At 55.2% G+C, this 23,138-nt stretch carries 36 protein-coding genes and 1 riboswitch; of the genes, 5 read left to right on the top strand and 31 right to left on the bottom strand.

Annotation, left to right across the window (positions count from 1 at the left end):
- Positions 1-152 precede the first annotated feature (152 nt).
- Positions 153-248: riboswitch (TPP riboswitch) on the top strand.
- A gap of 24 nt (positions 249-272) precedes the next feature.
- From thiM to ACT3RQ_RS06785, 5 genes are all read left to right on the top strand, one after another.
- The gene (thiM, locus tag ACT3RQ_RS06805; protein WP_444680170.1) at positions 273-1,073 is read left to right on the top strand and encodes a hydroxyethylthiazole kinase; all 801 of its coding nucleotides are present in this window, start codon (positions 273-275) and stop codon (positions 1,071-1,073) included.
- Positions 1,073-1,687, top strand: a complete 615-nt coding sequence (gene thiE / locus ACT3RQ_RS06800) for a thiamine phosphate synthase (RefSeq protein WP_444680169.1) — start codon at positions 1,073-1,075, stop codon at positions 1,685-1,687. Before thiM ends, thiE begins: the two co-directional genes overlap by 1 nt.
- Positions 1,684-2,604: a LysR family transcriptional regulator gene (locus ACT3RQ_RS06795; RefSeq protein ID WP_193056587.1), complete on the top strand. Its 921-nt coding sequence runs from the start codon at positions 1,684-1,686 to the stop codon at positions 2,602-2,604. Before thiE ends, ACT3RQ_RS06795 begins: the two co-directional genes overlap by 4 nt.
- Positions 2,605-2,690: 86 nt before the next feature.
- Entirely contained in the window at positions 2,691-3,107 is a 417-nt protein-coding gene (locus ACT3RQ_RS06790; protein ID WP_193053638.1) for a DoxX family protein, read from the top strand.
- Positions 3,108-3,210: 103 nt separating this feature from the next.
- On the top strand, positions 3,211-3,948 hold the full coding sequence (locus ACT3RQ_RS06785) for a DODA-type extradiol aromatic ring-opening family dioxygenase (protein WP_172117702.1): 738 nt from the start codon (positions 3,211-3,213) through the stop codon (positions 3,946-3,948).
- 123 nt (positions 3,949-4,071) lie between these two features.
- Here the strand turns inward: ACT3RQ_RS06785 and ACT3RQ_RS06780 are convergent, their stop codons facing one another.
- The 31 genes from ACT3RQ_RS06780 to fusA form a co-directional block, all read right to left on the bottom strand.
- Positions 4,072-5,373, bottom strand: coding sequence for a D-alanyl-D-alanine carboxypeptidase family protein (locus ACT3RQ_RS06780; RefSeq protein ID WP_172117806.1), 1,302 nt, complete (start codon positions 5,371-5,373; stop codon positions 4,072-4,074).
- Positions 5,374-5,703: 330 nt separating this feature from the next.
- On the bottom strand, positions 5,704-6,090 hold the full coding sequence (gene rplQ / locus ACT3RQ_RS06775; protein WP_018917717.1) for a 50S ribosomal protein L17: 387 nt from the start codon (positions 6,088-6,090) through the stop codon (positions 5,704-5,706).
- A gap of 39 nt (positions 6,091-6,129) precedes the next feature.
- Positions 6,130-7,125 carry a DNA-directed RNA polymerase subunit alpha gene (locus ACT3RQ_RS06770; RefSeq protein ID WP_172117703.1) on the bottom strand — a complete coding sequence of 332 codons (996 nt, stop codon included), beginning with the start codon at positions 7,123-7,125 and terminating at the stop codon, positions 6,130-6,132.
- 120 nt (positions 7,126-7,245) lie between these two features.
- Positions 7,246-7,866, bottom strand: a complete 621-nt coding sequence (rpsD, locus tag ACT3RQ_RS06765) for a 30S ribosomal protein S4 (RefSeq protein WP_087108925.1) — start codon at positions 7,864-7,866, stop codon at positions 7,246-7,248.
- A 12-nt stretch (positions 7,867-7,878) separates the two neighbouring features.
- Positions 7,879-8,265, bottom strand: coding sequence for a 30S ribosomal protein S11 (rpsK, locus tag ACT3RQ_RS06760; protein WP_009099028.1), 387 nt, complete (start codon positions 8,263-8,265; stop codon positions 7,879-7,881).
- A gap of 52 nt (positions 8,266-8,317) precedes the next feature.
- Positions 8,318-8,674 carry a 30S ribosomal protein S13 gene (gene rpsM, locus ACT3RQ_RS06755; RefSeq protein ID WP_192536496.1) on the bottom strand — a complete coding sequence of 119 codons (357 nt, stop codon included), beginning with the start codon at positions 8,672-8,674 and terminating at the stop codon, positions 8,318-8,320.
- A gap of 123 nt (positions 8,675-8,797) precedes the next feature.
- On the bottom strand, positions 8,798-8,911 hold the full coding sequence (gene rpmJ, locus ACT3RQ_RS06750) for a 50S ribosomal protein L36 (RefSeq protein ID WP_009099023.1): 114 nt from the start codon (positions 8,909-8,911) through the stop codon (positions 8,798-8,800).
- A gap of 50 nt (positions 8,912-8,961) precedes the next feature.
- Positions 8,962-10,293, bottom strand: coding sequence for a preprotein translocase subunit SecY (gene secY, locus ACT3RQ_RS06745; protein ID WP_087108929.1), 1,332 nt, complete (start codon positions 10,291-10,293; stop codon positions 8,962-8,964).
- Positions 10,294-10,728: a 50S ribosomal protein L15 gene (rplO, locus tag ACT3RQ_RS06740; RefSeq protein WP_193053640.1), complete on the bottom strand. Its 435-nt coding sequence runs from the start codon at positions 10,726-10,728 to the stop codon at positions 10,294-10,296. It lies immediately after the preceding gene.
- 3 nt (positions 10,729-10,731) lie between these two features.
- Entirely contained in the window at positions 10,732-10,914 is a 183-nt protein-coding gene (rpmD, locus tag ACT3RQ_RS06735) for a 50S ribosomal protein L30 (protein ID WP_087108933.1), read from the bottom strand.
- A 6-nt stretch (positions 10,915-10,920) separates the two neighbouring features.
- Entirely contained in the window at positions 10,921-11,421 is a 501-nt protein-coding gene (rpsE, locus tag ACT3RQ_RS06730) for a 30S ribosomal protein S5 (RefSeq protein ID WP_172117708.1), read from the bottom strand.
- A gap of 11 nt (positions 11,422-11,432) precedes the next feature.
- Positions 11,433-11,783: a 50S ribosomal protein L18 gene (rplR, locus tag ACT3RQ_RS06725; protein WP_008959159.1), complete on the bottom strand. Its 351-nt coding sequence runs from the start codon at positions 11,781-11,783 to the stop codon at positions 11,433-11,435.
- A gap of 9 nt (positions 11,784-11,792) precedes the next feature.
- The gene (gene rplF / locus ACT3RQ_RS06720) at positions 11,793-12,323 is read right to left on the bottom strand and encodes a 50S ribosomal protein L6 (protein ID WP_193053641.1); all 531 of its coding nucleotides are present in this window, start codon (positions 12,321-12,323) and stop codon (positions 11,793-11,795) included.
- A 9-nt stretch (positions 12,324-12,332) separates the two neighbouring features.
- Positions 12,333-12,725 (bottom strand): 30S ribosomal protein S8, encoded by a 393-nt coding sequence (gene rpsH / locus ACT3RQ_RS06715; RefSeq protein ID WP_444680168.1) that lies wholly within the window; start codon positions 12,723-12,725, stop codon positions 12,333-12,335.
- A gap of 32 nt (positions 12,726-12,757) precedes the next feature.
- Positions 12,758-13,063, bottom strand: coding sequence for a 30S ribosomal protein S14 (rpsN, locus tag ACT3RQ_RS06710; RefSeq protein WP_172117711.1), 306 nt, complete (start codon positions 13,061-13,063; stop codon positions 12,758-12,760).
- Between the two features lie 10 nt (positions 13,064-13,073).
- A complete protein-coding gene (gene rplE, locus ACT3RQ_RS06705; RefSeq protein ID WP_444680167.1) occupies positions 13,074-13,613 on the bottom strand; it encodes a 50S ribosomal protein L5 in 540 nt (179 codons plus the stop codon).
- 18 nt (positions 13,614-13,631) lie between these two features.
- On the bottom strand, positions 13,632-13,946 hold the full coding sequence (rplX, locus tag ACT3RQ_RS06700) for a 50S ribosomal protein L24 (protein WP_009723895.1): 315 nt from the start codon (positions 13,944-13,946) through the stop codon (positions 13,632-13,634).
- A 14-nt stretch (positions 13,947-13,960) separates the two neighbouring features.
- The gene (rplN, locus tag ACT3RQ_RS06695; RefSeq protein WP_172117712.1) at positions 13,961-14,332 is read right to left on the bottom strand and encodes a 50S ribosomal protein L14; all 372 of its coding nucleotides are present in this window, start codon (positions 14,330-14,332) and stop codon (positions 13,961-13,963) included.
- 51 nt (positions 14,333-14,383) lie between these two features.
- Positions 14,384-14,644: a 30S ribosomal protein S17 gene (gene rpsQ, locus ACT3RQ_RS06690; RefSeq protein ID WP_009723897.1), complete on the bottom strand. Its 261-nt coding sequence runs from the start codon at positions 14,642-14,644 to the stop codon at positions 14,384-14,386.
- Between the two features lies 1 nt (position 14,645).
- Positions 14,646-14,837 (bottom strand): 50S ribosomal protein L29, encoded by a 192-nt coding sequence (gene rpmC / locus ACT3RQ_RS06685; RefSeq protein ID WP_027337514.1) that lies wholly within the window; start codon positions 14,835-14,837, stop codon positions 14,646-14,648.
- Positions 14,837-15,250 carry a 50S ribosomal protein L16 gene (gene rplP, locus ACT3RQ_RS06680; protein WP_007112000.1) on the bottom strand — a complete coding sequence of 138 codons (414 nt, stop codon included), beginning with the start codon at positions 15,248-15,250 and terminating at the stop codon, positions 14,837-14,839. Before rplP ends, rpmC begins: the two co-directional genes overlap by 1 nt.
- 15 nt (positions 15,251-15,265) lie before the next feature.
- Positions 15,266-15,970: a 30S ribosomal protein S3 gene (gene rpsC / locus ACT3RQ_RS06675; protein WP_193053643.1), complete on the bottom strand. Its 705-nt coding sequence runs from the start codon at positions 15,968-15,970 to the stop codon at positions 15,266-15,268.
- Between the two features lie 11 nt (positions 15,971-15,981).
- Positions 15,982-16,314, bottom strand: coding sequence for a 50S ribosomal protein L22 (gene rplV, locus ACT3RQ_RS06670; protein ID WP_009723900.1), 333 nt, complete (start codon positions 16,312-16,314; stop codon positions 15,982-15,984).
- Positions 16,315-16,332: 18 nt separating this feature from the next.
- Entirely contained in the window at positions 16,333-16,608 is a 276-nt protein-coding gene (rpsS, locus tag ACT3RQ_RS06665) for a 30S ribosomal protein S19 (protein WP_027337511.1), read from the bottom strand.
- A gap of 33 nt (positions 16,609-16,641) precedes the next feature.
- Entirely contained in the window at positions 16,642-17,472 is an 831-nt protein-coding gene (rplB, locus tag ACT3RQ_RS06660; protein ID WP_193053644.1) for a 50S ribosomal protein L2, read from the bottom strand.
- 17 nt (positions 17,473-17,489) lie between these two features.
- Positions 17,490-17,786, bottom strand: coding sequence for a 50S ribosomal protein L23 (rplW, locus tag ACT3RQ_RS06655; protein WP_087108950.1), 297 nt, complete (start codon positions 17,784-17,786; stop codon positions 17,490-17,492).
- Positions 17,783-18,388, bottom strand: a complete 606-nt coding sequence (gene rplD / locus ACT3RQ_RS06650) for a 50S ribosomal protein L4 (RefSeq protein WP_193053645.1) — start codon at positions 18,386-18,388, stop codon at positions 17,783-17,785. The genes rplW and rplD overlap by 4 nt, the downstream gene beginning before the upstream one ends.
- A gap of 15 nt (positions 18,389-18,403) precedes the next feature.
- Positions 18,404-19,042 (bottom strand): 50S ribosomal protein L3, encoded by a 639-nt coding sequence (rplC, locus tag ACT3RQ_RS06645; RefSeq protein ID WP_193053646.1) that lies wholly within the window; start codon positions 19,040-19,042, stop codon positions 18,404-18,406.
- A gap of 149 nt (positions 19,043-19,191) precedes the next feature.
- Positions 19,192-19,503, bottom strand: a complete 312-nt coding sequence (gene rpsJ, locus ACT3RQ_RS06640; RefSeq protein WP_087108956.1) for a 30S ribosomal protein S10 — start codon at positions 19,501-19,503, stop codon at positions 19,192-19,194.
- A gap of 159 nt (positions 19,504-19,662) precedes the next feature.
- Positions 19,663-20,856, bottom strand: a complete 1,194-nt coding sequence (gene tuf / locus ACT3RQ_RS06635) for an elongation factor Tu (RefSeq protein WP_172117716.1) — start codon at positions 20,854-20,856, stop codon at positions 19,663-19,665.
- Between the two features lie 29 nt (positions 20,857-20,885).
- Positions 20,886-23,009: an elongation factor G gene (gene fusA, locus ACT3RQ_RS06630; protein ID WP_444680166.1), complete on the bottom strand. Its 2,124-nt coding sequence runs from the start codon at positions 23,007-23,009 to the stop codon at positions 20,886-20,888.
- Positions 23,010-23,138: the final 129 nt, after the last annotated feature.

The following is a 23,138-nucleotide window of genomic DNA, read 5'->3' as shown; positions in this document are numbered from 1 at the left end:
CAAGCCTATCGCTAACCGTTTCACACCGCATGATGCCGTTGTGATGACATACCATGAGGGCAGAACAGCCATTATTCCAGCCCCGCTTACCCTACCGGCCTCCCCTTACACATCGTCTGCGCTTTACAGCACCGCCCAAGGCAAGGATAGTAGCCTGACGACAGGGGCGCTTGAGACTCTCAAGCTGAGATGCACCCTTAGAACCTGAACCGGATAATACCGGCGTAGGAAGTCGCGGTGTCATCACACCCGATCTACGCTGTGAGGTGGCCATGACATCACTCCCGCTGAGCGACGCGCTTTCCGCTGTACAACGCACCACGCCGTTAGTGCACTGTATTACCAATTTTGTAGCGATGAACAGCACGGCTAACTGCCTGCTGGCTGTTGGCGCTTCCCCAGCCATGCTGCATTCAACTGAGGAAGTCGCTGAGTTTACTCGCTTGGCCGGGGCACTTTCGATCAATATCGGTACACCTTCACCACACTGGGCAGAAGGTATGCAGCTTGCCGCCAGAACGGCCAACGAGCGCAATACCCCTTGGGTATTGGACCCGGTTGCGGTGGGCGCCACCTACTACCGTCAAACGCTTTCACAAACGCTATTGGCTTTTAAGCCCAGCGTGATCCGTGGCAATACCTCAGAAATCATGACGCTTTCCGGCTTGACCCACGCGGGCCGTGGGGTGGATGCCACGGCCTCTACGGATGAAGCGCGTGAGGCCGCCATTAACCTCGCCAAGCAGCAGCGCTGTATTGTCGCGATGACCGGCGTGCAGGATTTTATTACCGATGGCACTCAGCACTGGCGTCTGAGCGGCGGGCATGCGCTTATGCCGCGTGTCACTACGCTTGGCTGTGCGTTAAGTGCCACCGTTGCCGCCTTTGTAGCGGCCAGCCCCGGAGCTCCCTTGAACGCCACGTTAGCCGCACTTACAAGCTTTGCTATCGCGGGTAGCCGCGCTGGACAACAGGCGGCAGGCCCGGGTAGTTTTCAGGTAGCCCTGTTGGACGCCTTGTATCAGCTAACACCTACAGACGTCCGTCAGTTTACCGGGCTGGAGGAAGGCTAATGCGTTTTGATCTTTCGCTTTATCTGGTCACTGACGCTCAACTCTGTAAAGCCGCAGGGCTAGAGCGCACCGTGATTGAGGCCGTCAAAGGGGGCGTCAGCTTTGTTCAACTGCGCGATAAACACGCAAGCGATCCCGACATGATTGAACAGGCCAAGCGTTTGAAAGCCGCCCTGGCGGGTAGCGGGGTACCGCTGGTGATTAATGACCGCTTGAACGTTGCCTTGCAAAGCGGCGCCGATGGGCTGCATGTCGGCCAAAGCGATACAGCGGTTCAAGAGGCACGGGCAGCCATGGGGCCAGAGGCAATTATCGGGCTTTCGATTAATACGCTTGAGCAGCTTCACGCAGCCCCCGTGGCCCTGCTCGACTACGTGGGCCTGGGCCCGGTGTTTACCACCCAAAGCAAGCAGGACCATGCTAAACCGTTGGGGTTTGAAGGCCTGGCTCAATTAGCCGCGGCCTGCACCTTGCCAAGCGTGGCCATTGGCGGGCTCAAGGCTGAACACGCCCAGCAGGTCGTTGCAGCCGGTGCCAATGGCTTGGCGGTTATCTCCGCCATTTGTGGCCAGCCTGACCCTTACCAGGCCGCACGGGCGTTGGCTCGGCCATGAACCAGCTCGACCATATTGCCGCTTTTGTCAAAGTTGCCGAGCTTGGCAGCTACACGCGGGCCGCTGAGGCGTTGGATCTTTCCCGCACGCGGGTATCACGCGTTGTCATGGCCCTTGAAGAGACGCTCGGGGTGCGGCTTATTCAGCGCACCACGCGGCGCCTGCATTTAACCGCCGAGGGCGAGCGCTACCTTGCGCATGCCCAAGCGATTTTACAGGCCCTTGATGAGGCTGCCGCCGACGTAGGCAGCGGCATTTCTGAAATAAGCGGCCGTTTACGCATCAACGGCCCCATGAGTTTTGGCATGCGCCACCTCTCCCCGCTGGTGGCGCGCTTTATGGTGGCATATCCTGGCCTGGATGTACGCCTGGATTTAGGTGACCGCCGCGTGGATCTTCTCGAAGAGGGCTACGATGTGGCCATTCGTATTGGCAACCTGCCCGACTCAAGCCTGATCGCCAGGCGCCTGACGCGCTGTCAAATGCTGTTTTGCGCATCTCCGGCGTACCTTGAAACCCATGGCGTGCCGGCAAATGCAGAGGCGCTTGCGCACCACCGCTGCCTGCGTTACCGCAGCGATTTAGCCAATAGCAACTGGCGTTTTGAACATATGACACTGACACCCCAAGGCCCGCTTGAAAGCAACAATGGCGATGTTTTAACCCATGCCGCCGAGGCAGGCATCGGTATCGCTCATCAACCCAGCTTTTTGGTAACGGAGAGCATTATCGCTGGGCGGCTGGTTCAGGTACTGCCGCACATCCCCCCCAAGATGCTGGATATTCATGCCATTTACCCTGCGCGACGCTTTTTACCTGCCAAGGTAGAGCGGTTTATTGAGTTGTTAACGGACGCCTGGGGTAGCCCGCCTTACTGGGAGCAGGAGATGGGATTGTCGCCTATTTCGCAACAGTGATGTTTGGTACGCGTGGATTATCTCTGCCGTCAATGAACGTAAAGTGTCCCCATTGAACTTTCAGCACTGCCCAATGGAGATACCCCATGAATGCATCTTCTTCCACCATGAGCACGAACCTTCAACCCCACGCCATCGCTCTGCTGCGACTATCACTTGGCGTGATGGCACTCGCCCATGGCCTGACCAAGGTGTTTGTGTTTACCCTGCCGGGCACGGTCGCCTACTTTGAGTCACTGGGCCTACCAAGCGTTATAGCCTACTTAACGATTCTGGGAGAAGTTGGCGGCGGCCTGGCCTTGATTCTGGGTATTTATACGCGCTGGATTAGCCTTGCAATGATTCCTCTGCTGCTGGGTGCTACGTCCGTGCATCTTGGCAACGGCTGGGCGTTTACCAACGCTGGCGGTGGTTGGGAGTTCCCGGCATTCTGGACCGTTGCCCTGCTCGTGCAGGCAGGTTTAGGCGGCGGCAGCTTTACACTGAACCGCCGCGTTAGCTAATCGCGTTAGGCGCACCCAAACGAGTTTATCTATCACCTTTTCTCCGCCATGCCTTTGCTCGCGCCCTGGTCACTGCCAGGGCCTTCTGCCAGGAGACGTTGTTATGCTACCCAGTCTTTTTATATCCCACGGCTCTCCCATGCTGATCCTCACCCCTACGCCTGCCCATCACTTTTTACGTTCGCTGGGCAAGCGACTGACGCCCAAGGCGATCATTGTGGTTTCGGCGCACTGGGAAAGTCAGACGCTGAAAGTCAGTAACAGCCCTTGGCCAGAAACCCTTCATGACTTCGGCGGCTTTCCCCGCGAACTGTTCGAGCAGCAGTACCCAGCACCTGGCGAGCCTGCACTGGCCAACCGCTTGGCCAAATTACTGGGCGCCTCAGAAGTGGAACGAGGGTTTGACCACGGCACCTGGGCACCTCTTTCGCTGATGTTTCCCAAGGCGGATATTCCTGTCGTTACGCTATCGCTGCCTGTGCGTTGGTCCAACGACAAGCTGGTTGAGCTGGGTAAGCGCCTGGCGCCACTGCGTGAAGAAGGTATTCTGGTGATCGGGTCGGGCAGCCTGACCCATAACCTTTACGAAACCATGCCGCTTGATAACCCAATGCCCAACTGGGTCGGCGCTTTTGCAGAGTGGGTCGACACCCAGCTTGTGAACAATGACCGTGAGGCGTTGCTTGCCTGGCAAACGGCCCCCGAAGCGAGCAGGAATCATCCAACGCCCGAGCATTTTCAGCCGTTACTGGTAGCCATGGGCGCAGGCGGTGATGTCACACCGCTCCACCGCAGCGTTGAGCATGGCGTGCTGGCAATGAACGCGTACGCCTTTGCCTAGCCTAAGCGATTGCGCGCGTACGTGTGCACTGGTGAAAAGCCGTAGTGGGTCGTGACATCAACCATAAAAAAACCCCACCAGCTCATAAAAGCTGGTGGGGTTTTTTGACATTTAAAACAAGGCTTAAAGGCTTGCGTTGACCACCATGCACTCCATGCCTTGCAGTTGTAGTTCACGGCAGGCTTCACGGGCGCGGTGCTCATCCAAAGCCACCAGGCGAGCACGGTATACCGGCGTTTGGCCTTCAAGCGTATCCACCTCCACGCGTCCGGCCAAGTTTTGCGTTAAGCGCTGGGCCGCTTGTTGGGCCAGCTGTTGAGCCTGCCCTTGCTGGCTAAATGCACCCACTTGGATACCCCAGGCGCCGGTCGGGGGAGCTTCCACCAAGCGCTCTCTTTGAATAAAGTCCTGCAAAGGGTCAGCGTTAGACGCGCGGGACGCCTCGGCCGGGCCTTCAACGGTGATCGTGGCCAGTTGCTCGTCTACGCTGGTATTGGGGGCAGGTGACAGCGTGGTCGTTTCAATACTGGCAAGCATTTGGCTTGGCGCAGGTGTTGGCGCCTTGGGGGGTGCCACGGGAGGTGTAGAACCACCAAACCCCATAAACTCCTGAGAGAAACTGGTATTGGCGACCCATGTACGCTGATCGCGCAGCTCAGCGCGCATAAAGCCTCGGTCGAGTAAATCGGCCATATGAGTATCACGCGATGAAGAGCTAAACCCTCCCATCACAATGGCAACCAGCCGCCGGCCATCATGCACCGCTGTCGTCGCGACGTTAAAGCCAGAGGCACGAATAAAGCCGGTTTTTAAACCATCGGCACCGGGATAGTCGCGCACCAGCCGATTATGACTGGTGTGGCGCTTGTCGCGATAAGTAAATTCCTGAAGACCGAAGTAATGGTAATACTGTGGAAAATCCTGCATGACACGCACCGAAAGTGTGAGCATGTCCCGCGCGGAGGTAATTTGCTGGTCATCAGGAAGTCCCGAGGCGTTGCGGAAGGTCGTGGCTGTCATACCTAACTCTCGCGCCTTTTCGGTCATAAGCCGCGCAAAGCGCTGCTCGCTACCGCCCAATGCTTCAGCCACCACAACGGCGACATCATTCGCCGAACGCACAGCCAGGGCGCGGATAGCGGTATCGACAGGAATCGTACTGCCCGCAGAAAGCCATAATTTGGTAGCGGGCATGGCCGCGGCCTGGGCAGAAACAGCGAGGGGCTCATTGAGCGTTAAAGTGCCACTTTCCAGCGCTTCAAAGGTCATGTACAGCGTCATCATTTTGGTCAGCGAAGCAGGATAACGCGGTGCATCCACATTTTCTGCGTATAAAACTTCACCGTTATCAAGGTCGACCACAATACCTGCGTAACGTGGATTCGCCTGCACGGTCGAGGTGGTGATGATCAATAGCAGTAACATCGTTACCGCTAGCCATGCCCTCGACGCCTTGTTATCGTTTACTCCCCTCGTCACCATGTCTGCCCCTTGATGATTCATTTACGCTGGAAACGAGACGCACACTTCTTCCTCGGCTTGCACGCGTACACCCCCGCATTGAATAATGCGCCATGAATCAGTTCCCAAGGGTAAACAACTGCAGCGCCAATGGCCCCGTCAATTCACTCTAGACTAGCACGCTCGTCGGACAATTTAACGTTTATAGCGGCATTACTCGATACGCCAGGCATAAAAAAACCGACCCAGCTGGGTCGGTTTTCATTCTGCTTTAAAGAGGCAGCAACTAAAGATTTACTCTTCAGCAGCGGCTTCTTCAGCAACCGGACGGTCTACTAGCTCAACGTACGCCATAGGCGCGTTGTCGCCGGTGCGGAAACCGCACTTGAGAATACGGATGTAGCCACCCGGACGCTCGGCGTAACGCGGACCCAGCTCATTGAACAGCTTGCCAACGGCTTCTTTGGAACGTGTGCGAGAGAACGCCAAACGACGGTTCGCAACGCTATCCTGCTTGGCTAAGGTGATCAGCGGCTCGATAACGCGACGCAGTTCCTTGGCCTTGGGCAGGGTTGTCTTGATGACTTCATGTTCGACCAGCGAGACAGACATGTTCTTGAACATGGCCTGACGATGCGAGCTGGTGCGATTCAGATGACGACCACTCTTACGATGACGCATGGTTGTAATTCCTTACCAAACTGGGACTCAAGTCGACACTCACGCGGTGGCCTTGTCGTCCTTCAGGCTAGCGGGCGGCCAATTTTCCAACCGCATGCCGAGGGACAAGCCGCGCGCCGCCAAAACGTCCTTGATTTCATTCAAGGATTTTTTACCGAGGTTCGGTGTCTTCAACAGCTCAACTTCTGTGCGCTGGATAAGATCACCGATATAGTAAATATTCTCGGCTTTTAGGCAGTTCGCGCTGCGAACGGTCAACTCAAGATCGTCTACGGGGCGCAATAGGATTGGATCAACGTGATCTTCTTCCTCTTCGACTTCCTGCTCTTTATCAGCTTCAAGGTCGACGAAGGCGGCCAGCTGCTCTTGCAGAATGGTCGCACTGCGACGGATAGCCTCTTCCGGATCCAAAGTACCGTCGGTTTCCAGATCGATAATCAGCTTATCGAGGTCGGTGCGCTGCTCAACACGAGCGGCTTCAACCGAGTAGGAAACGCGGCGGACAGGGCTGAAGGTGGCATCCAGCTGCAGGCGGCCAATAGCACGGGTCTCTTCATCAGAGCCACGGGCGTCAGCCGGTTCGTAGCCACGACCCAGCGCTACCTTAAGCTGAATTTTCAGCTCGGCACCTTCATTGACGTGTGCAATGACGTGGTCCGGGTTGACGATTTCGACGCTATGATCAAGCGCAATGTCGCCAGCAGTGACGACGGCTGGGCCCTGCTTGTTCAGCGAGAGCACCGCCTCATCGCGGCTGTGCATCTTGATCGCAACATCTTTCAAGTTCAGGAGGATTTCGATGACATCTTCCTGCACCCCTTCGAGCGCACTGTACTCGTGCTCTACACCCGCAATTTCAGCCTCTACCACGGCAGCGCCGGGCATAGACGAAAGCAGAATGCGACGCAGTGCATTCCCCAGGGTGTGACCAAAACCACGCTCGAACGGTTCGAGAACGATTTTGGCATGATGTGCGCTGATTTCTTCGACCTTGATGTCGCGAGGACGAAGAAACTCTGTCACTGAACGCTGCATATGAACACCTTTCAGGCTGCCAAACGGATACTGAGTTCTTAAGAACCGTACTCAAGAGCATCTGGGCGGTTAGCTTTGCTATCCCGCCCAGGCTTCAAGAAGCAGATTAATTAACGCCGCTTACTTGGAGTACAGCTCGACGATCAGGTTTTCGTTGATGTCGGCAGTCAGGTCACCGCGTTCAGGCAGAGCCTTGAAAGTGCCTTCCATCTTCTTGGCGTCGATTTCAATCCAGAGGATATCGCCACGGTTGGCCGCAATGGTCAACGCGTTTTGAATACGTGCCTGGTTCTTCGCCTTTTCGCGAATAGCAACAACGTCACCCGGCTTCACTTGGTAGGAAGCAACGTTAACGGTGCGGCCGTTCACGGAAATCGCCTTGTGGCTAACGAGCTGACGCGCTTCAGAGCGAGTCGAGCCGAAACCCATACGGTAGACGACGTTATCCAGTCGGGATTCAAGCAACTGCAACAATACTTCACCGGTCGCACCTTTCAGGCGAGCAGCTTCTTTGTAGTAGTTACGGAACTGTTTTTCGAGTACGCCATACATGCGACGTACTTTTTGCTTCTCACGAAGCTGCAAGCCGTAGTCTGAAAGACGCTGACGACGCTGGCCGTGTACACCCGGGATTTGCTCGGATTTACACTTTTTCTCGAAGGGAGTCACGCCACTCTTCAAAAAGAGATCGGTGCCTTCACGACGAGACAGTTTGCACTTCGGTCCAATATAACGAGCCATGAATCTGTCTCCTTAAACGCGGCGTTTCTTAGGCGGACGGCAGCCATTATGGGGAATGGGCGTCGCGTCTACGATGCTTTGCACGCGGAAGCCTGCGGCATTGAGTGCGCGCACGGCGGATTCACGACCGGGACCTGGGCCTTTAACCAGTACGTCTACGTTTTTCACACCATACTCGGCTGCAGCAGTCGCTGCACGCTCGCTTGCTACTTGAGCAGCGAACGGGGTGCTCTTGCGAGAACCACGAAAACCCGAACCACCGGCAGTTGCCCAAGAAAGAGCATTGCCCTGGCGGTCTGTGATCGTCACGATCGTGTTGTTAAAAGAGGCATGGATATGCGCAACGGCGTCCACTACCTGCTTTTTAACCTTTTTACGGTTACTACGCGGGTTAGCCATGTTGATGTCTATTCCTGTCGTTACGCCGGCTCTCTATTAAAGAGCCTGCGTATTATTTGCGGATCGGCTTACGCGGGCCCTTACGGGTGCGCGCGTTAGTCTTGGTCCGCTGACCACGCAGCGGAAGACTACGACGATGACGCAGACCACGGTAGCAGCCTAAGTCCATGAGACGCTTAATGTTCAGCGTAACATCACGACGAAGGTCGCCTTCTACGGTGTACTTACCAACTTCAGAACGCAGGGTATCCAGCTCTTCGCCAGATAGGTCCTGGATCTTGGTAGTCAGCGCGATACCGGCAGCAGCACAGATATGCTGCGCGCGAGTACGGCCAATCCCGAAGATATAGGTCAGCGAGATCGCCGCATGCTTGTTGTCCGGGATATTGACGCCTGCAATACGGGCCATCAGCTTACTCCGAAATTTGAGCGGCTTGCTCGTTTATTCATCTACAAAAGGCGCAACAGCATACCCCTTTAAATGCCCTAAGGCAAGGGGTATGCCGAACACCCACTTAAAACAACGTAGGAATTAACCCTGACGCTGCTTGTGCCGTGGTTCGATGCAGATGACGCGAACAGCGCCATTGCGACGAATGATCTTACAGTTACGGCACATTTTCTTTACGGAAGCTCGAACTTTCATCGTTCTTTCTCCAAAAACGGCTCGCGGCGCGCCAATCGTAAGGCGGCGCCTCAGCGCATGATGCCGCCGCTACCGTAGCCTTTCAGGTTGGACTTCTTCATCACCGAGTCATACTGATGCGACATGAGGTGTGACTGCACCTGAGCCATGAAGTCCATGATGACCACCACCACGATCAGGAGCGAGGTGCCGCCAAAAAAGAATGGCACATTCCACGCAACGATCAGGAACTGGGGCATCAAGGAAACCGCAGTGATATACAGGGCACCGAACAAAGTCAGACGCGTCATGACTTTGTCGATATAGCGAGCGGTCTGCTCGCCGGGGCGAATGCCCGGCAGGAACGCACCTGACTTTTTCAAATTGTCAGCTACATCCTTCGGATTGAAGACCAGCGCTGTGTAAAAGAAGCAGAAGAATACCACTGCCGCCGCGAAAAGCAAGATGTAAAGCGGTTGCCCAGGGGCTAATGCTTGTGATGCACGCTGTAACCACTCCATACCTTCACCTGCACCTACCCACTGACCAATAGAAGCCGGGAAGAGTAGGATACTGGACGCGAAGATCGCAGGAATAACACCCGCCATATTCACTTTCAAAGGCAGGTAGCTGCTTTGGCCTGCATACATCTTGTTGCCAACCTGGCGACGTGGGTAGTTCACTTTCAAGCGGCGTTGACCGCGCTCAATGAACACCACAAACGCGACGGTGGCAATACCTAGCACTGACAGCGCTAACAGCGGAAGGACATTCCAGGCCCCTTCGTTACGAGCAAGTTCAAACGCTTGCCCCACGGCACTGGGCAGCCCAGCGACGATACCAGCGAAGATCAGCAACGAAATACCGTTGCCGATGCCCTTCTCGGTAATCTGCTCACCTAGCCACATCATAAACACCGCGCCTGACACAAACGTAATCACGGCGGTGAAATAGAAGCTGAAGTCAGCGCTGTAAGCGATGCCTTGGCTAGCCAGACCGACCGACATACCGGTAGCCTGGACAAGAGCCAGTATCACCGTGCCGTAGCGGGTGTACTGGCTAATCTTGCGGCGGCCGGACTCACCTTCCTTCTTGAGCTGTTCAAGATGGGGTGAGACCGCAGTCATCAGCTGCATGATAATCGACGCAGAAATATAAGGCATTATGCCCAAAGCGAGGACGCTCATGCGCTCCAGGGCGCCACCCGAGAACATGTTAAACATGCCCAGGATGGTGCCCTGTTGCTCCCTAAACAAGGCAGCAAGCTGGTCAGGATTGATACCGGGAACGGGAATGTGGGCACCGATACGGTACACCACGATGGCGAGGAGCACGAAGCGCAAACGCGCCCACAGTTCACTCAGACCGCTGCCCATCGCCGGCATATTTCCTGACTTGGCCATTTAGTCCTCTACCTTGCCGCCAGCAGCTTCGATCGCTTCACGGGCACCTTTGGTGACCTTGATTCCACGAACGGTAACTGCCTTGTTCAGTTCGCCTGAAAGGATGATTTTCGCGTGTAGCGTTGCATCCTTCAGCACGTTGGCTTGCTTCAGCGTTTCCATAGTGACTTCGTCACCGGAAACCTTGGCAAGTTCAGCCAGGCGTATTTCTTCAGAGACCAATGATTTAGCAGACGTAAAACCGAATTTCGGCAAACGACGCTGCATGGGCATCTGACCGCCTTCGAAACCAGGCTTGACGCTACCGCCACTGCGTGATTTCTGACCTTTGTGGCCACGGCCGCCGGTCTTACCAAGACCGGAACCGATACCACGACCAACGCGCTTTTCAGCGGGTTTGGAGCCCGGGGCCGGGCTTAAGGTATTAAGTTTCATGGATTACTCTCCCTCAACACGCACAAGGTAATTTACCTTGTGGATCATGCCGCGAACGGCAGGGGTGTCTTCCAGTTCAACCGAGTGACCGATGCGACGCAGGCCCAGGCCTTTCATAGTAGCCTTGTGCTTGGGCAAAACGCCGATGGTGCTGCGGATCTGGGTAACCTTGATCGTTGCTGCCATGGTGCCTTACCCCGTGATCGCGTCGACAGACAGACCGCGCTTGGCGGCGATGTCTTCCGGTGCATGCATAGCAGAGAGACCTTTAACAGTCGCTCGTACCACGTTAACCGGGTTGGTGGAACCGTAGCACTTGGCCAGTACATCGTGGACGCCAGCAAGCTCTAATACAGAGCGCATAGCACCACCGGCGATGATACCGGTACCTTCGGAGGCTGGCTGCATGTAGACCTTGGAAGCACCGTGACGGGCTTTCACAGGGTACTGCAGCGTGTTGCCTGCAAGGTTAACCTTGACCATGTTGCGACGAGCCTGGTCCATTGCTTTCTGAATTGCGACCGGCACTTCACGCGCCTTGCCACGACCGAAACCAACACGACCTTTACCATCACCTACGACGGTCAGCGCGGTGAAGCCGAAAATACGACCACCCTTGACCACCTTGGCGACGCGGTTAACCTGCACTAACTTCTCTTGCAGATCACCGTTTTGCTGTTCGTTCTTCGCCATCGTAAAACCCTTTAGAATTCCAGGCCGCCTTCACGAGCGGCGTCGGCCAGAGCCTTGACGCGACCGTGATACTTAAAGCCAGCACGGTCGAAGGCCACCTGGGTGATGCCTGCTTCTTTAGCGCGTTCAGCAATCAGAGCACCGACCTTGGAGGCCGCATCTGAGTTACCGGTCGCACCCTCGCGCAGTGCTTTGTCCAGCGTTGAAGCGCTGGCCAACACTTTGCCACCATCCGGCGAGATAATCTGCGCGTAGATGTGACGCGGGGTACGGTTGACGCACAGGCGATACACGCCCAGCTCGCGGATCTTGGCGCGAGCACGGCGGGCACGACGGAGACGAGATTCTTTCTTCGCGTTCATAACCCTGCCTTACTTCTTCTTGGCTTCTTTGCGACGCACCTGCTCGTCGGCGTACCGAACACCCTTGCCTTTATACGGCTCAGGCGGACGGAAAGCGCGGATTTCCGCGGCGCACTGACCGAGCATCTGCTTATCCGCGCTTTTCAGCACGATCACGGTGTTTTTCGGCGTTTCCGCTGTGACACCTTTCGGCAGTTCGTAGTCGACCGGGTGCGAGAAGCCCAGTGAAAGATTGAGCGTCTGGCCCTTAGCTTGGGCACGATAACCGACGCCAACAATTTCGAGAGTTTTTGTGAAACCCTCGGATACGCCCGTTACCAGGTTCTGAACCAAGGCGCGGGTAGTACCGGCCATTGCCCAGCTCTTGGCAGATTCGCTCGGGGCGAAGGTCAGCTGGCCATCTTCTTGACCAATCACCACGTCCTGGTGAATGGGCAGTGACAGCGTGCCTTGGCCGCCTTTGGCGGTCAGCTGGCTAGCATCGATTTTGATCTCGACACCAGCAGGCACTTTAACCGGATATTTCGCTATGCGGGACATTCCAGCCTCCTAGAATACGGTGCAGATGACTTCGCCACCTACACCCGCCTGGCGTGCGGCACGATCGGTCATGACACCATTAGAGGTGGTGACAATCGCGATGCCCAGACCATCGGCAACCTTGGGCAGGTTGTCCTTGCCCTTGTACTGACGCAAAGACGGCTTGGAAACCCGCTGAATGTGCTCAATGACCGGCCTACCCTCAAAGTACTTGAGAGTGACGGTTAGTGCAGGCTTAGCGCCTTCAGCAACCGCAAAGTCGGTAATGTAGCCTTCTTCCTTTAGCACGCGGGCCACTTCCACTTTCAACTTGGAAGACGGCATGACTGCCGTCTCCTTGGTGGCCATCTGCGCATTGCGGATACGGGTAAACATATCCGCCAGAGTGTCTTGCATGCTCATTTAATGTGCGCTCCTGATGATTCTACGTGGCGTTACCAGCTGGACTTTTTCAGACCAGGGACGTCGCCACGCATGGCGGCTTCACGCAGCTTGTTGCGGCCAAGGCCGAACTTGTTGTAAAAACCGTGCGGACGACCCGTGATACGGCAGCGGTTACGCTGACGTACCGGGCTTGAGTCGCGCGGCAGTTGCTGCAGCTTCAGCGTCGCCTCGAAGCGCTCTTCCTCAGACGTATTCACGCTTGAGATGATTGCCTTGAGCTCAGTACGCTTGGCCGCATACTTCTCGACCAGCTGCGTACGTTTGAGCTCACGCTCTACCATACTTTTCTTAGCCATGATCCAACCCTTATTTCTTAAACGGGAAGTTCAGTGACGCTAGCAGCGCACGACCTTCCTCGTCGGTGTTGGCAGTAGTAGTGATAGTGACGTCCAGCCCCCGAATGCGATCGATTTTATCATACTCGATCTCCGGGAAGATGATCTGCTCACGCACACCCATGGAGTAGTTGCCGCGACCGTCAAAAGACTTCGGGTTAAGACCACGGAAGTCACGCACGCGAGGAATCGCAATGTTAACCAGACGGTTCAAGAAGTCCCACATACGCTCACCGCGCAGCGTTACTTTGACACCAATCGGCCAACCTTCGCGCACCTTGAAGCCCGCGATGGACTTACGTGCTTTGGTCACCAGCGGCTTTTGACCGGACAATTTCTCCAGGTCACCGACGGCATTGTCGATCAGTTTTTTATCACTAACCGCTTCACCGATACCCATGTTCAGAGTCACTTTCGTGATCCGGGGTACCTGCATAACGTTGCTGTAGCTGAACTGCTCTTTGAGTTGAGCTACGACCTCGTTTTGATAACGTTCTTTCAAGTTCGCCATTTTGCTACCCGACTCGCGTTAGGCGTCGATCTGCGTCTGCGTCGACTTGTAGATACGTACCTTGGTACCGTCTTCCTTAACTTGGAAGCCGACGCGATCCGCCTTACCGGTCTCCGAATTGAAGATGGCTACGTTGGACGCGTGAATCGGAGCCTCACGCTCGACGATACCGCCCTGATTTCCCGCCATGGGATTCGGCTTGGTGTGACGTTTAATCATGTTCACACCCGATACCACGAAGCGGTTTTCTAATACCCGCTTAACGGTACCACGTTTGCCTTTATCCTTCCCGGCGATGACGATGACTTCATCGTCACGTTTGATCTTTTGCATATCCGCCTCGCTCCTTACAGCACTTCAGGCGCTAGGGAAATGATCTTCATGAACTTCTCATTACGAAGCTCACGAGTAACCGGCCCGAAGATGCGCGTGCCGATCGGCTGTTCGTTGGTGTTATTCAACAAAACCGCCGCATTTCCATCGAAACGGATCAGCGAACCGTCACTACGACGGACGCCACTACGGGTGCGAACCACTACCGCTTTCATGACTTGGCCTTTTTTGACCTTGCCACGCGGAATAGCTTCTTTCACCGTTACCTTAATGACGTCACCAACGCGGGCGTAGCGACGGTGTGAACCGCCTAGCACCTTGATGCACTGCACCCGGCGCGCTCCGCTGTTGTCGGCGACATCCAGCATTGTCTGAGTCTGAATCATCGGTTTTCTCCAAACCTAATCTGACTGCACTGATCGGCAGACTTTAGGTAATTAACCCTTAGCCTGCTCAACCACCTCGACCAGCGTCCAGGCTTTCTTTTTGGAAAGCGGACGGCACTCCTGAATGGAAACCGTATCGCCTGCCTTAGCCTGGTTCGCCTCATCATGGGCGTGCAGCTTGGTGGAGCGCTTAACGTATTTTCCGTAGATCGGGTGACGTTCACGACGCTCGATCATAACGACGATGGATTTATCCATCTTGTCGCTCACCACCTTACCGGTGAGCGTACGGGTTTTTTTCTCTTCGGCCATCTCAATCACCTGCCTTCTCGTTGAGCACAGTCTTAACGCGGGCGATATCCCGACGGACCTGCTTGAGCAGATGAGTCTGGCTCAGTTGGCCAGTGGCCTTCTGCATGCGCAGGTTAAACTGCTCGCGGAGTAGCTCGAGGAGCTGCTCTTTGAGCTCTCCTGCTGACTTTTCACGAATTTCCTGGGCTTTCATCACATCACCGTCCGTTTCGCAAAGGTGGTGGATAAGGGCATCTTCTGTGCGGCCAGTTCAAACGCTTCACGGGCCAGCTCTTCGGATACGCCTTCAATTTCGTACAGGACCCGACCCGGTTGGATCTGGGCTACCCAGTACTCAACAGAACCTTTACCTTTACCCATACGAACTTCGAGCGGCTTCTTGGAAATCGGCTTATCAGGGAAAACGCGGATCCAGATTTTACCGCCACGCTTAACGTGACGTGTGATCGCACGACGGCCGGCTTCGATCTGACGCGCAGTGATGCGGCCGCGACCAGTAGCTTTCAGACCGTACTCCCCGAAGCTGATCTTGCTTCCGCGATGCGCCAGGCCACGGTTGCGGCCTTTCATCATCTTGCGGAATTTCATACGCTTGGGCTGTAACATCGACTCGCTCTCCCCTTACCTGGAACCTTTCTTCTTGGGCGCGTTGCCGGCAGGCTGCTGTTGCTTAGCCTTGGCACGTACTTCCTCGATACCGCCGAGGATTTCGCCCTTGAAGATCCACACTTTAACGCCGATGACGCCATAGGTGGTGTGAGCTTCGTAAGTGGCGTAGTCGATGTCCGCACGCAGAGTGTGCAGCGGAACGCGACCTTCGCGGTACCATTCGGTACGTGCGATTTCGGCACCACCAAGACGACCTGACAGCTGAATCTTGATGCCGCCAGCGCCAAGACGCATTGCGTTCTGTACCGCGCGCTTCATGGCACGACGGAACATGACGCGACGCTCAAGCTGACCCGCTACGTTAGCAGCGACTAGCTTGGCATCCAGCTCTGGCTTGCGAACTTCTTCGATGTTCACATGAACCGCAACGCCCATCATTTCGGTAAGATCGCGACGCAGACGGTCGACATCTTCACCTTTTTTACCAATCACGATACCCGGACGGGCAGTGTGAATGGTGATGCGGGCATTGTTAGCCGGACGCTCGATGTGAATGCGGCTTACGGAAGCGCTTTTAAGACGCTCTTCCAGGAAGCTGCGCACTTCGAGATCGTTATTGAGCTTATCGGCATAGGCGCCGCGCTCGGCATACCAGACAGAAGCATGGTCTTTGACGATGCCCAGTCGAATGCCTGTTGGATTGACTTTCTGACCCATCTGGTCGACTCCTACTTCTCGGCTACCTTGACGGTGATGTGGCAGGTGCGCTTCAAGATACGATCCGCACGGCCTTTGGCGCGCGGCTTGATACGCTTGAGCGTCATGCCCTCATCGACGCAGATGGTCGAGACACGCAGCTCGTCGATGTCCATGCCGTTATTTTCTTCCGCATTCGCGATGGCGGACTGAAGCACTTTCTTGACCAGTTTGGCAGCCTTCTTCGGTGAGAAGGTCAGCAGGTCAATAGCTTCGGCGACCGGTTTACCGCGCACCTGGTCAGCCACCAAACGGGCCTTCTGTGCGGATAAAGCAGCGCCACTCAGCTTAGCTGTGACTTCCATCTCTAAATCCTCTCTGGCTTACCGTTTGGCTTTCTTGTCCGCCACATGCCCGCGATATGTGCGAGTAGCAGCGAATTCGCCAAGTTTATGACCCACCATTTCCTCGGAGACGTGCACCGGGACATGCTGGCGTCCGTTATGGACCGCAATAGTCAGACCTACCATATTGGGCAGGATCATCGAACGACGCGACCAGGTCTTGATCGGTTTACGGTCGTTCTTCTCCACTGCAGCCTCTACCTTCTTCAAAAGATGAAGGTCAATGAAGGGACCTTTCTTTAGTGAACGTGGCACAGCCGTTACCTCTTAAGTTCTTGGCAATTTCGATTAACGCGTCTTGTTACGACGACGGATAATCAGCTTGTCGGTGCGCTTGTTCTTACGCGTCTTGTGACCCTTGGTCGGCATGCCCCATGGGGATACCGGGTGACGACCACCGCTAGAGCGGCCTTCACCACCACCGTGCGGGTGGTCTACCGGGTTCATCGCGACACCGCGAACAGTCGGACGCACGCCTCTCCAGCGCTTCGCACCGGCCTTGCCAAGTTGACGCAGGCTGTGCTCGGAGTTGCTCACTTCACCCAGCGTTGCGCGGCACTCAGCCAGGATCTTACGCATTTCGCCAGAGCGAAGACGCAAGGTGGCGTAGTTACCTTCACGAGCAACCAGCTGAGCGCTAGTACCGGCACTGCGAGCAATCTGCGCGCCTTTACCCGGCTTCAGTTCGATACCGTGAACGGTAGAACCAAGCGGAATGTTGCGCAGCGGCAAGGCATTGCCTTTTTTGATGGGCGCGTTGACACCAGATTCCAGCACGTCACCCGCGCTGACACCTTTCGGTGCAATGATGTAACGACGCTCGCCATCTGCATATTTCAATAGTGCAATATGCGCGCTACGATTCGGATCGTGCTCAAGACGCTCAACAGTGGCTGGGATGCCATCCTTGGTGCGTTTGAAGTCGATCAAACGGTAGTGCTGACGGTGACCACCGCCCACGTGGCGGGTGGTGATGCGACCGTTATTATTACGGCCACCGGACTTGGACTGTTTTTCCAAAAGCGGTGCATACGCACGGCCCTTGTACAGCCCCTCACCAACGATCTTGACGACGTGGCGACGACCGGCGGATGTGGGTTTGGTCTTGACGATTGCCATTATCCGTACTCCTGCCCTTATTCGGCGCCAGAGAAGTCTTCGAGCGTTTCACCCGCAGCCAGGGTCACATACGCTTTGCGGTAACCCTTACGCAGGCCAACGCCGTGTGCAGTACGTTTGGTTTTACCCTTAACGTTCAACACTTGAACGCTGCCGACCTGTTTGCCGAACAGTATTTCAACGGCTTTCTTGATCTCGGGCTTGGTAGCATCAGATGCCACCTTGAAAACGTACTGGTTGCGCTCTGCAGCCATCGCGGCCTTTTCGGTCACGTGCGGTCCAAGCAGAACCTTGAATACGCGTTCCTGGTTCATGCCAGCTTCTCCTCGAATTTACGCAGGGCGGAGACGGTGACCAGGACCTTATCAAAGGCAACCAGGCTCACCGGGTCAGCTGCCGCGACATCCACCACGTCAACGTGGGGAAGGTTGCGTGCGGCTAGATAGAGCGTTTCGTCCATTTCTTCAGTGACGATCAACACTTTCTCAAGGTTGAGCTCTTTCAGCTTGGCAGCTACCTGCTTGGTCTTGGGCGCTTCGACGCTGAACTCTTCAATTGCGACTAAACGCTCTTGACGGACAAGTTCAGACAGGATGGAGCGCATCGCCGCGCGGTACATTTTGCGGTTAACCTTCTGGGTATAGTCTTGCGGACGTGCCGCGAAGGTTACGCCGCCACTGCGCCACAGCGGAGAACGGATGGTACCAGCACGTGCACGACCGGTACCTTTCTGACGCCACGGTTTTTTACCACCACCGCGAACATCCGAACGGCTCTTTTGAGCGCTAGTACCTTGACGGCCACCAGCCAAATAGGCGGTAACAACCTGGTGAACTAGCGCTTCGTTGAATTCTTTGCCAAAAGTGGCGTCGGCTACTTCAACGGTACCCGTGCCTGCAGCAAGATTCAGATTCATTGGTAATTATCCCCTTCAGCCAGCTTTCACGGCGCTGCGAACGATAACGTCGCTGCCGGGTGCTCCCGGTACGGCGCCCTTGATCAGCAGCAGGTTACGCTCGGCGTCAACACGGACGATCTCAAGGCTCTGTACGGTGCAACGGGCGTTACCCATTTGACCGGCCATTTTCTTGCCTTTAAATACGCGACCAGGTGTTTGACACATGCCGATAGAACCCGGCGCGCGGTGCGACAGGGAGTTACCATGGCTGTTGTCTTGGGTACGGAAGTTCCAGCGCTTAACAGCACCCTGGAAGCCTTTACCCTTAGAGGTGCCGGTCACGTCGATCATTTGACCAGCTTCGAAGAGGGATACGGTGAGTTCGCCACCCACTTCTGGAGCTTCTTCGCCTTCTGCAAGGCGGAATTCCATCAGTGAACGACCAGCCTCAACACCCGCTTTGGCAAACTGACCAGCCTGCGCTTTGGTGAGGTGTTTGGCTTTACGAGAACCTGTAGTGATCTGAACCGCTGCGTAGCCGTCAGACTCAATGGTCTTAACGCGCGTCACACGATTAGGATCAACTTCAATAACGGTCACGGGCACGGATGCGCCATCTTCGGTAAAGACACGGGTCATCCCGGCCTTTGTACCGACTAAACCGATAGTCATACTCAGTCTCCTATAGTGTACGGGGCTATCACCCGCTATGGCTGCCCTTTCCAGAGCATTCCACTAGCACATTGTGTGGCGCCTCACGGCGCGGCGGCTGCTGTTCATGCGATAAATGATGAACGCTGGGCCGCAAGTGTCTAGTGTAATTAGTTGAGCTTGATTTGCACGTCTACGCCAGCGGCGAGATCAAGCTTCATCAACGCATCAACTGTTTTTTCAGTTGGCTCAACGATGTCGAGCACACGCTTGTGCGTACGAATCTCATACTGATCACGCGCATCCTTATTGACGTGCGGTGAAACCAGGATGGTGTAACGCTCGCGGTTGGTCGGCAGCGGGATCGGCCCACGAACCTGAGCACCAGTACGCTTAGCGGTTTCAACAATCTCCGCTGTGGACTGGTCGATCAGGCGATGGTCGAACGCTTTCAACCGAATGCGAATCTTTTGGTTCTGCATTTGCCCTAAACTCCAATGGATGTCGACGGCGCGAGCCGTCTACCCACGCATTCAAAGGATGCGCATTATAGGCACGCCAAAAGCCCATGTCAAACATTTGCTATTGGTGCGCAGAAAAGGGGGCTCGCGAGAGCCCCCTTCATCGATCAAGTAAATCGATTACTTAACGATTTTTGCCACAACGCCAGCACCAACGGTACGACCACCTTCGCGAATAGCGAAGCGCAGACCGTCGTCCATAGCGATCGGAGCAATCAAGGTAACAACCATCTGAACGTTGTCACCCGGCATTACCATTTCAACACCTTCCGGCAGTTCACAGGTACCAGTGATGTCAGTGGTACGGAAGTAGAACTGCGGACGGTAGCCCTTGAAGAAAGGCGTGTGACGACCACCTTCTTCTTTGGACAGTACGTAAACTTCGGCTTCAAACTCGGTGTGCGGGTTGATAGTACCCGGCTTGGCCAGAACCTGACCACGCTCAACGTCATCACGCTTGGTACCACGCAGCAACGCACCAACGTTCTCACCTGCACGACCTTCGTCGAGCAGCTTACGGAACATTTCAACACCGGTAACGATGGTTTTGGTGGTCTCGCGGATACCCACGATCTCAACTTCGCTACCCGGATTGATAATACCGCGCTCTACACGACCGGTAACAACAGTACCACGGCCAGAGATAGAGAATACGTCTTCAATCGGCATCAGGAACGGCTGGTCGACAGCACGCTCCGGCTCAGGAATGTAAGCATCCAGAGCTTTGATCAGATTAGCAACGGCGGTAGTACCCATGCCGTTCTCATCTTCACCGTTCAGAGCCATCAGCGCTGAACCAGTGATGATCGGCGTGTCATCGCCCGGGAAGTCGTACTCGTCGAGGAGCTCACGAACTTCCATCTCAACCAGCTCAAGCAACTCTTCGTCATCGACCATGTCCGCTTTATTCAGGAACACAACGATGTACGGAACGCCAACCTGGCGAGACAGCAGGATGTGCTCGCGCGTCTGCGGCATCGGGCCGTCAGCAGCAGAACATACCAGGATCGCGCCGTCCATCTGCGCAGCACCGGTGATCATGTTCTTGACGTAGTCAGCGTGCCCCGGGCAGTCAACGTGCGCGTAGTGACGCTCTTCAGACTGATACTCCACGTGGGAAGTCGCGATAGTGATACCACGCTCGCGCTCTTCAGGAGCGTTATCGATAGTATCAAATTCACGCCAATCGCCGCCGAAAACCTCAGCAGATACGCGGGTTAGGGCCGCAGTCAGAGTCGTTTTACCGTGGTCGACGTGACCGATGGTGCCGACGTTGACGTGCGGTTTGGAACGTTCGAATTTTTCCTTAGCCACTGCTATAACCTCTTTACGTTAGCTAACGGTTAACCGTTTTGATTGATGACGGCTTCAACGACGCTGGAGGGCGCCTCGTCGTACTTCGAGAACTCCATAGAGTAGCTCGCACGGCCCTGGGTTTGTGAGCGCAGGTCGGTTGCGTAACCGAACATCTCACCCAGCGGCACCGTCGCACGAATGACTTTACCAGAAGAAGAGTCATCCATACCCTGCACCAGACCGCGACGACGGCTCAGGTCGCCCATGACGTCGCCCATAAATTCCTCGGGAGTCACGACTTCGACCTTCATCACCGGCTCCAGCAGCACGGCCTTGGCCTTCCTGGCACCTTCCTTCACTGCCATAGAAGAAGCAATCTTGAACGCAGTCTCGTTAGAGTCTACGTCGTGGAAGGAGCCGTCGAACAGCGTCACTTTAACGTCGATCATCGGGTAACCCGCGATGACACCGTTTTTAAGCTGCTCGTAAGCGCCTTTCTCAACCGCAGGGACGTATTCCTTGGGAACCGTACCACCTACGATCTCAGAGTTGAATTTGAAGAAAATCTCTTCTTCGCCTTCACCCTTCTCTTCAGCAGTCAGCGGCTCAATACGCAGCAAAACGTGACCGTACTGACCACGACCACCGGACTGACGTACAAACTTGCCTTCCTGCTCAATGCTGCCACGAATAGTTTCGCGGTATGCTACCTGCGGCTTACCGATATTGGCTTCCACCTTAAACTCGCGACGCATACGGTCAACGAGAATATCCAGGTGAAGCTCACCCATACCAGAAATAATCGTCTGGCCGGTCTCTTCGTCGGTTTTCACCTGGAAAGAAGGATCTTCCTGGGCCAATTTACCCAGTGCAATACCCATTTTTTCCTGGTCAGCCTTGGACTTCGGCTCAACGGCAACCGAGATAACCGGATCCGGGAACTCCATGCGCTCAAGAACGATCTTGTTATCAATATCACACAGGGTATCACCCGTGGTGACATCTTTCAGACCGATACATGCCGCAATATCGCCAGCGAGTACTTCTTTGATCTCTTCGCGCGAGTTAGCGTGCATCTGTACGATACGGCCAACGCGCTCTTTCTTCTGCTTAACGGAGTTATATACACCGTCACCAGACTTCAGAACGCCCGAGTAAACGCGGATAAAAGTCAGCGTACCAACGAAGGGGTCGGTAGCGATCTTGAATGCCAACGCCGCAAACGGTGCGTCGTCATCGGCTTCACGCGTAGCGATGGTGCCGTCTTTATCGTCCAACTCGCCTTCGATCGCCTTAACTTCAGTCGGCGAAGGCATGTACTCGATAACACCGTCCAGCACTGCCTGAACACCTTTATTCTTAAAGGCAGAACCGCAGGTAACCAGAACAATCTCATTGGCCAGAGTACGCGTACGAAGACCCGCCTTGATCTCTTCGATCGACAGCTCGACGCCTTCCAGGTACTTGTCCATTAGCTCGTCAGAGCCTTCGGCAGCCGCTTCAACCATCTGCTCGCGATATTTCTCGGCAGTTTCTTGCAGCTCAGCCGGAATATCCACGAGTTCGAAATTCATACCCAGGCTAGCCTCATCCCACAGGATAGCCTTCATCTGAATCAGGTCGATAACGCCCTTAAAGTCTTCTTCCGTCCCCCAGTTGATCTGGATCGGCACGGCATTCGCACCCAAGCGCTCTTTCAACTGGTCAACAACCATGAAGAAATCAGCGCCAGTACGGTCCATCTTGTTAACAAAGACCATACGCGGTACTTCGTACTTATCGGCCTGACGCCATACTGTTTCGGTCTGCGGCTGAACGCCGGAAGACCCACACAGTACGACAACCGCACCATCAAGAACGCGCAATGAACGCTCAACTTCGATAGTGAAGTCAACGTGCCCAGGCGTATCGATGATGTTGATACGGTGCTCATCAAACTGCTTGGCCATACCTTGCCAGAAGGTGGTGACAGCGGCAGAGGTGATCGTAATACCACGCTCCTGCTCCTGCTCCATCCAGTCAGTCGTTGAGGCACCCTCGTGTGTTTCACCCAACTTGTGATTCAAGCCGGTATAGAACAGTACCCGCTCGGTCGTTGTGGTTTTACCCGCATCAACGTGCGCTACGATACCAATATTGCGATAACGATTAAGTGGTGTCTTGCGTGCCACGGTGAAACTCCCGTTAGTTGGCGATGCTCGTTAACTTAGCAGTGGCAAAAGTGAGCCTTACGCTACCGCCGCTATCACAGAATGATAACGGCGGGGTGTTGCAACAAAGCGACTCGACCTACCACTTCC

It is taken from the genome of Halomonas sp. AOP43-D1-4 (genome assembly GCF_052446175.1).
Classification (GTDB): domain Bacteria; phylum Pseudomonadota; class Gammaproteobacteria; order Pseudomonadales; family Halomonadaceae; genus Vreelandella; species Vreelandella citrativorans.
This window is presented reverse-complemented; position numbering and strand designations above follow the sequence as displayed.

Bases quoted from the DNA above. Each gene is read 5' to 3' on its own strand.
- thiM (WP_444680170.1), top strand. From the start codon at position 273: ATGACATCACTCCCGCTGAGCGACGCGCTTTCCGCTGTACAACGCACC.
- thiE (WP_444680169.1), top strand. From the start codon at position 1,073: ATGCGTTTTGATCTTTCGCTTTATCTGGTCACTGACGCTCAACTCTGT.
- ACT3RQ_RS06795 (WP_193056587.1), top strand. From the start codon at position 1,684: ATGAACCAGCTCGACCATATTGCCGCTTTTGTCAAAGTTGCCGAGCTT.
- ACT3RQ_RS06790 (WP_193053638.1), top strand. From the start codon at position 2,691: ATGAATGCATCTTCTTCCACCATGAGCACGAACCTTCAACCCCACGCC.
- ACT3RQ_RS06785 (WP_172117702.1), top strand. From the start codon at position 3,211: ATGCTACCCAGTCTTTTTATATCCCACGGCTCTCCCATGCTGATCCTC.
- ACT3RQ_RS06780 (WP_172117806.1), bottom strand. From the start codon at position 5,373: ATGTTACTGCTATTGATCATCACCACCTCGACCGTGCAGGCGAATCCA.
- rplQ (WP_018917717.1), bottom strand. From the start codon at position 6,090: ATGCGTCATCGTAAGAGTGGTCGTCATCTGAATCGCACCAGCTCGCAT.
- ACT3RQ_RS06770 (WP_172117703.1), bottom strand. From the start codon at position 7,125: ATGCAGCGTTCAGTGACAGAGTTTCTTCGTCCTCGCGACATCAAGGTC.
- rpsD (WP_087108925.1), bottom strand. From the start codon at position 7,866: ATGGCTCGTTATATTGGACCGAAGTGCAAACTGTCTCGTCGTGAAGGC.
- rpsK (WP_009099028.1), bottom strand. From the start codon at position 8,265: ATGGCTAACCCGCGTAGTAACCGTAAAAAGGTTAAAAAGCAGGTAGTG.
- rpsM (WP_192536496.1), bottom strand. From the start codon at position 8,674: ATGGCCCGTATTGCAGGCGTCAATATCCCGGACAACAAGCATGCGGCG.
- rpmJ (WP_009099023.1), bottom strand. From the start codon at position 8,911: ATGAAAGTTCGAGCTTCCGTAAAGAAAATGTGCCGTAACTGTAAGATC.
- secY (WP_087108929.1), bottom strand. From the start codon at position 10,293: ATGGCCAAGTCAGGAAATATGCCGGCGATGGGCAGCGGTCTGAGTGAA.
- rplO (WP_193053640.1), bottom strand. From the start codon at position 10,728: ATGAAACTTAATACCTTAAGCCCGGCCCCGGGCTCCAAACCCGCTGAA.
- rpmD (WP_087108933.1), bottom strand. From the start codon at position 10,914: ATGGCAGCAACGATCAAGGTTACCCAGATCCGCAGCACCATCGGCGTT.
- rpsE (WP_172117708.1), bottom strand. From the start codon at position 11,421: ATGGCGAAGAACGAACAGCAAAACGGTGATCTGCAAGAGAAGTTAGTG.
- rplR (WP_008959159.1), bottom strand. From the start codon at position 11,783: ATGAACGCGAAGAAAGAATCTCGTCTCCGTCGTGCCCGCCGTGCTCGC.
- rplF (WP_193053641.1), bottom strand. From the start codon at position 12,323: ATGTCCCGCATAGCGAAATATCCGGTTAAAGTGCCTGCTGGTGTCGAG.
- rpsH (WP_444680168.1), bottom strand. From the start codon at position 12,725: ATGAGCATGCAAGACACTCTGGCGGATATGTTTACCCGTATCCGCAAT.
- rpsN (WP_172117711.1), bottom strand. From the start codon at position 13,063: ATGGCTAAGAAAAGTATGGTAGAGCGTGAGCTCAAACGTACGCAGCTG.
- rplE (WP_444680167.1), bottom strand. From the start codon at position 13,613: ATGGCGAACTTGAAAGAACGTTATCAAAACGAGGTCGTAGCTCAACTC.
- rplX (WP_009723895.1), bottom strand. From the start codon at position 13,946: ATGCAAAAGATCAAACGTGACGATGAAGTCATCGTCATCGCCGGGAAG.
- rplN (WP_172117712.1), bottom strand. From the start codon at position 14,332: ATGATTCAGACTCAGACAATGCTGGATGTCGCCGACAACAGCGGAGCG.
- rpsQ (WP_009723897.1), bottom strand. From the start codon at position 14,644: ATGGCCGAAGAGAAAAAAACCCGTACGCTCACCGGTAAGGTGGTGAGC.
- rpmC (WP_027337514.1), bottom strand. From the start codon at position 14,837: ATGAAAGCCCAGGAAATTCGTGAAAAGTCAGCAGGAGAGCTCAAAGAG.
- rplP (WP_007112000.1), bottom strand. From the start codon at position 15,250: ATGTTACAGCCCAAGCGTATGAAATTCCGCAAGATGATGAAAGGCCGC.
- rpsC (WP_193053643.1), bottom strand. From the start codon at position 15,970: ATGGGTCAGAAAGTCAATCCAACAGGCATTCGACTGGGCATCGTCAAA.
- rplV (WP_009723900.1), bottom strand. From the start codon at position 16,314: ATGGAAGTCACAGCTAAGCTGAGTGGCGCTGCTTTATCCGCACAGAAG.
- rplB (WP_193053644.1), bottom strand. From the start codon at position 17,472: ATGGCAATCGTCAAGACCAAACCCACATCCGCCGGTCGTCGCCACGTC.
- rplW (WP_087108950.1), bottom strand. From the start codon at position 17,786: ATGAACCAGGAACGCGTATTCAAGGTTCTGCTTGGACCGCACGTGACC.
- rplD (WP_193053645.1), bottom strand. From the start codon at position 18,388: ATGAATCTGAATCTTGCTGCAGGCACGGGTACCGTTGAAGTAGCCGAC.
- rplC (WP_193053646.1), bottom strand. From the start codon at position 19,042: ATGACTATCGGTTTAGTCGGTACAAAGGCCGGGATGACCCGTGTCTTT.
- rpsJ (WP_087108956.1), bottom strand. From the start codon at position 19,503: ATGCAGAACCAAAAGATTCGCATTCGGTTGAAAGCGTTCGACCATCGC.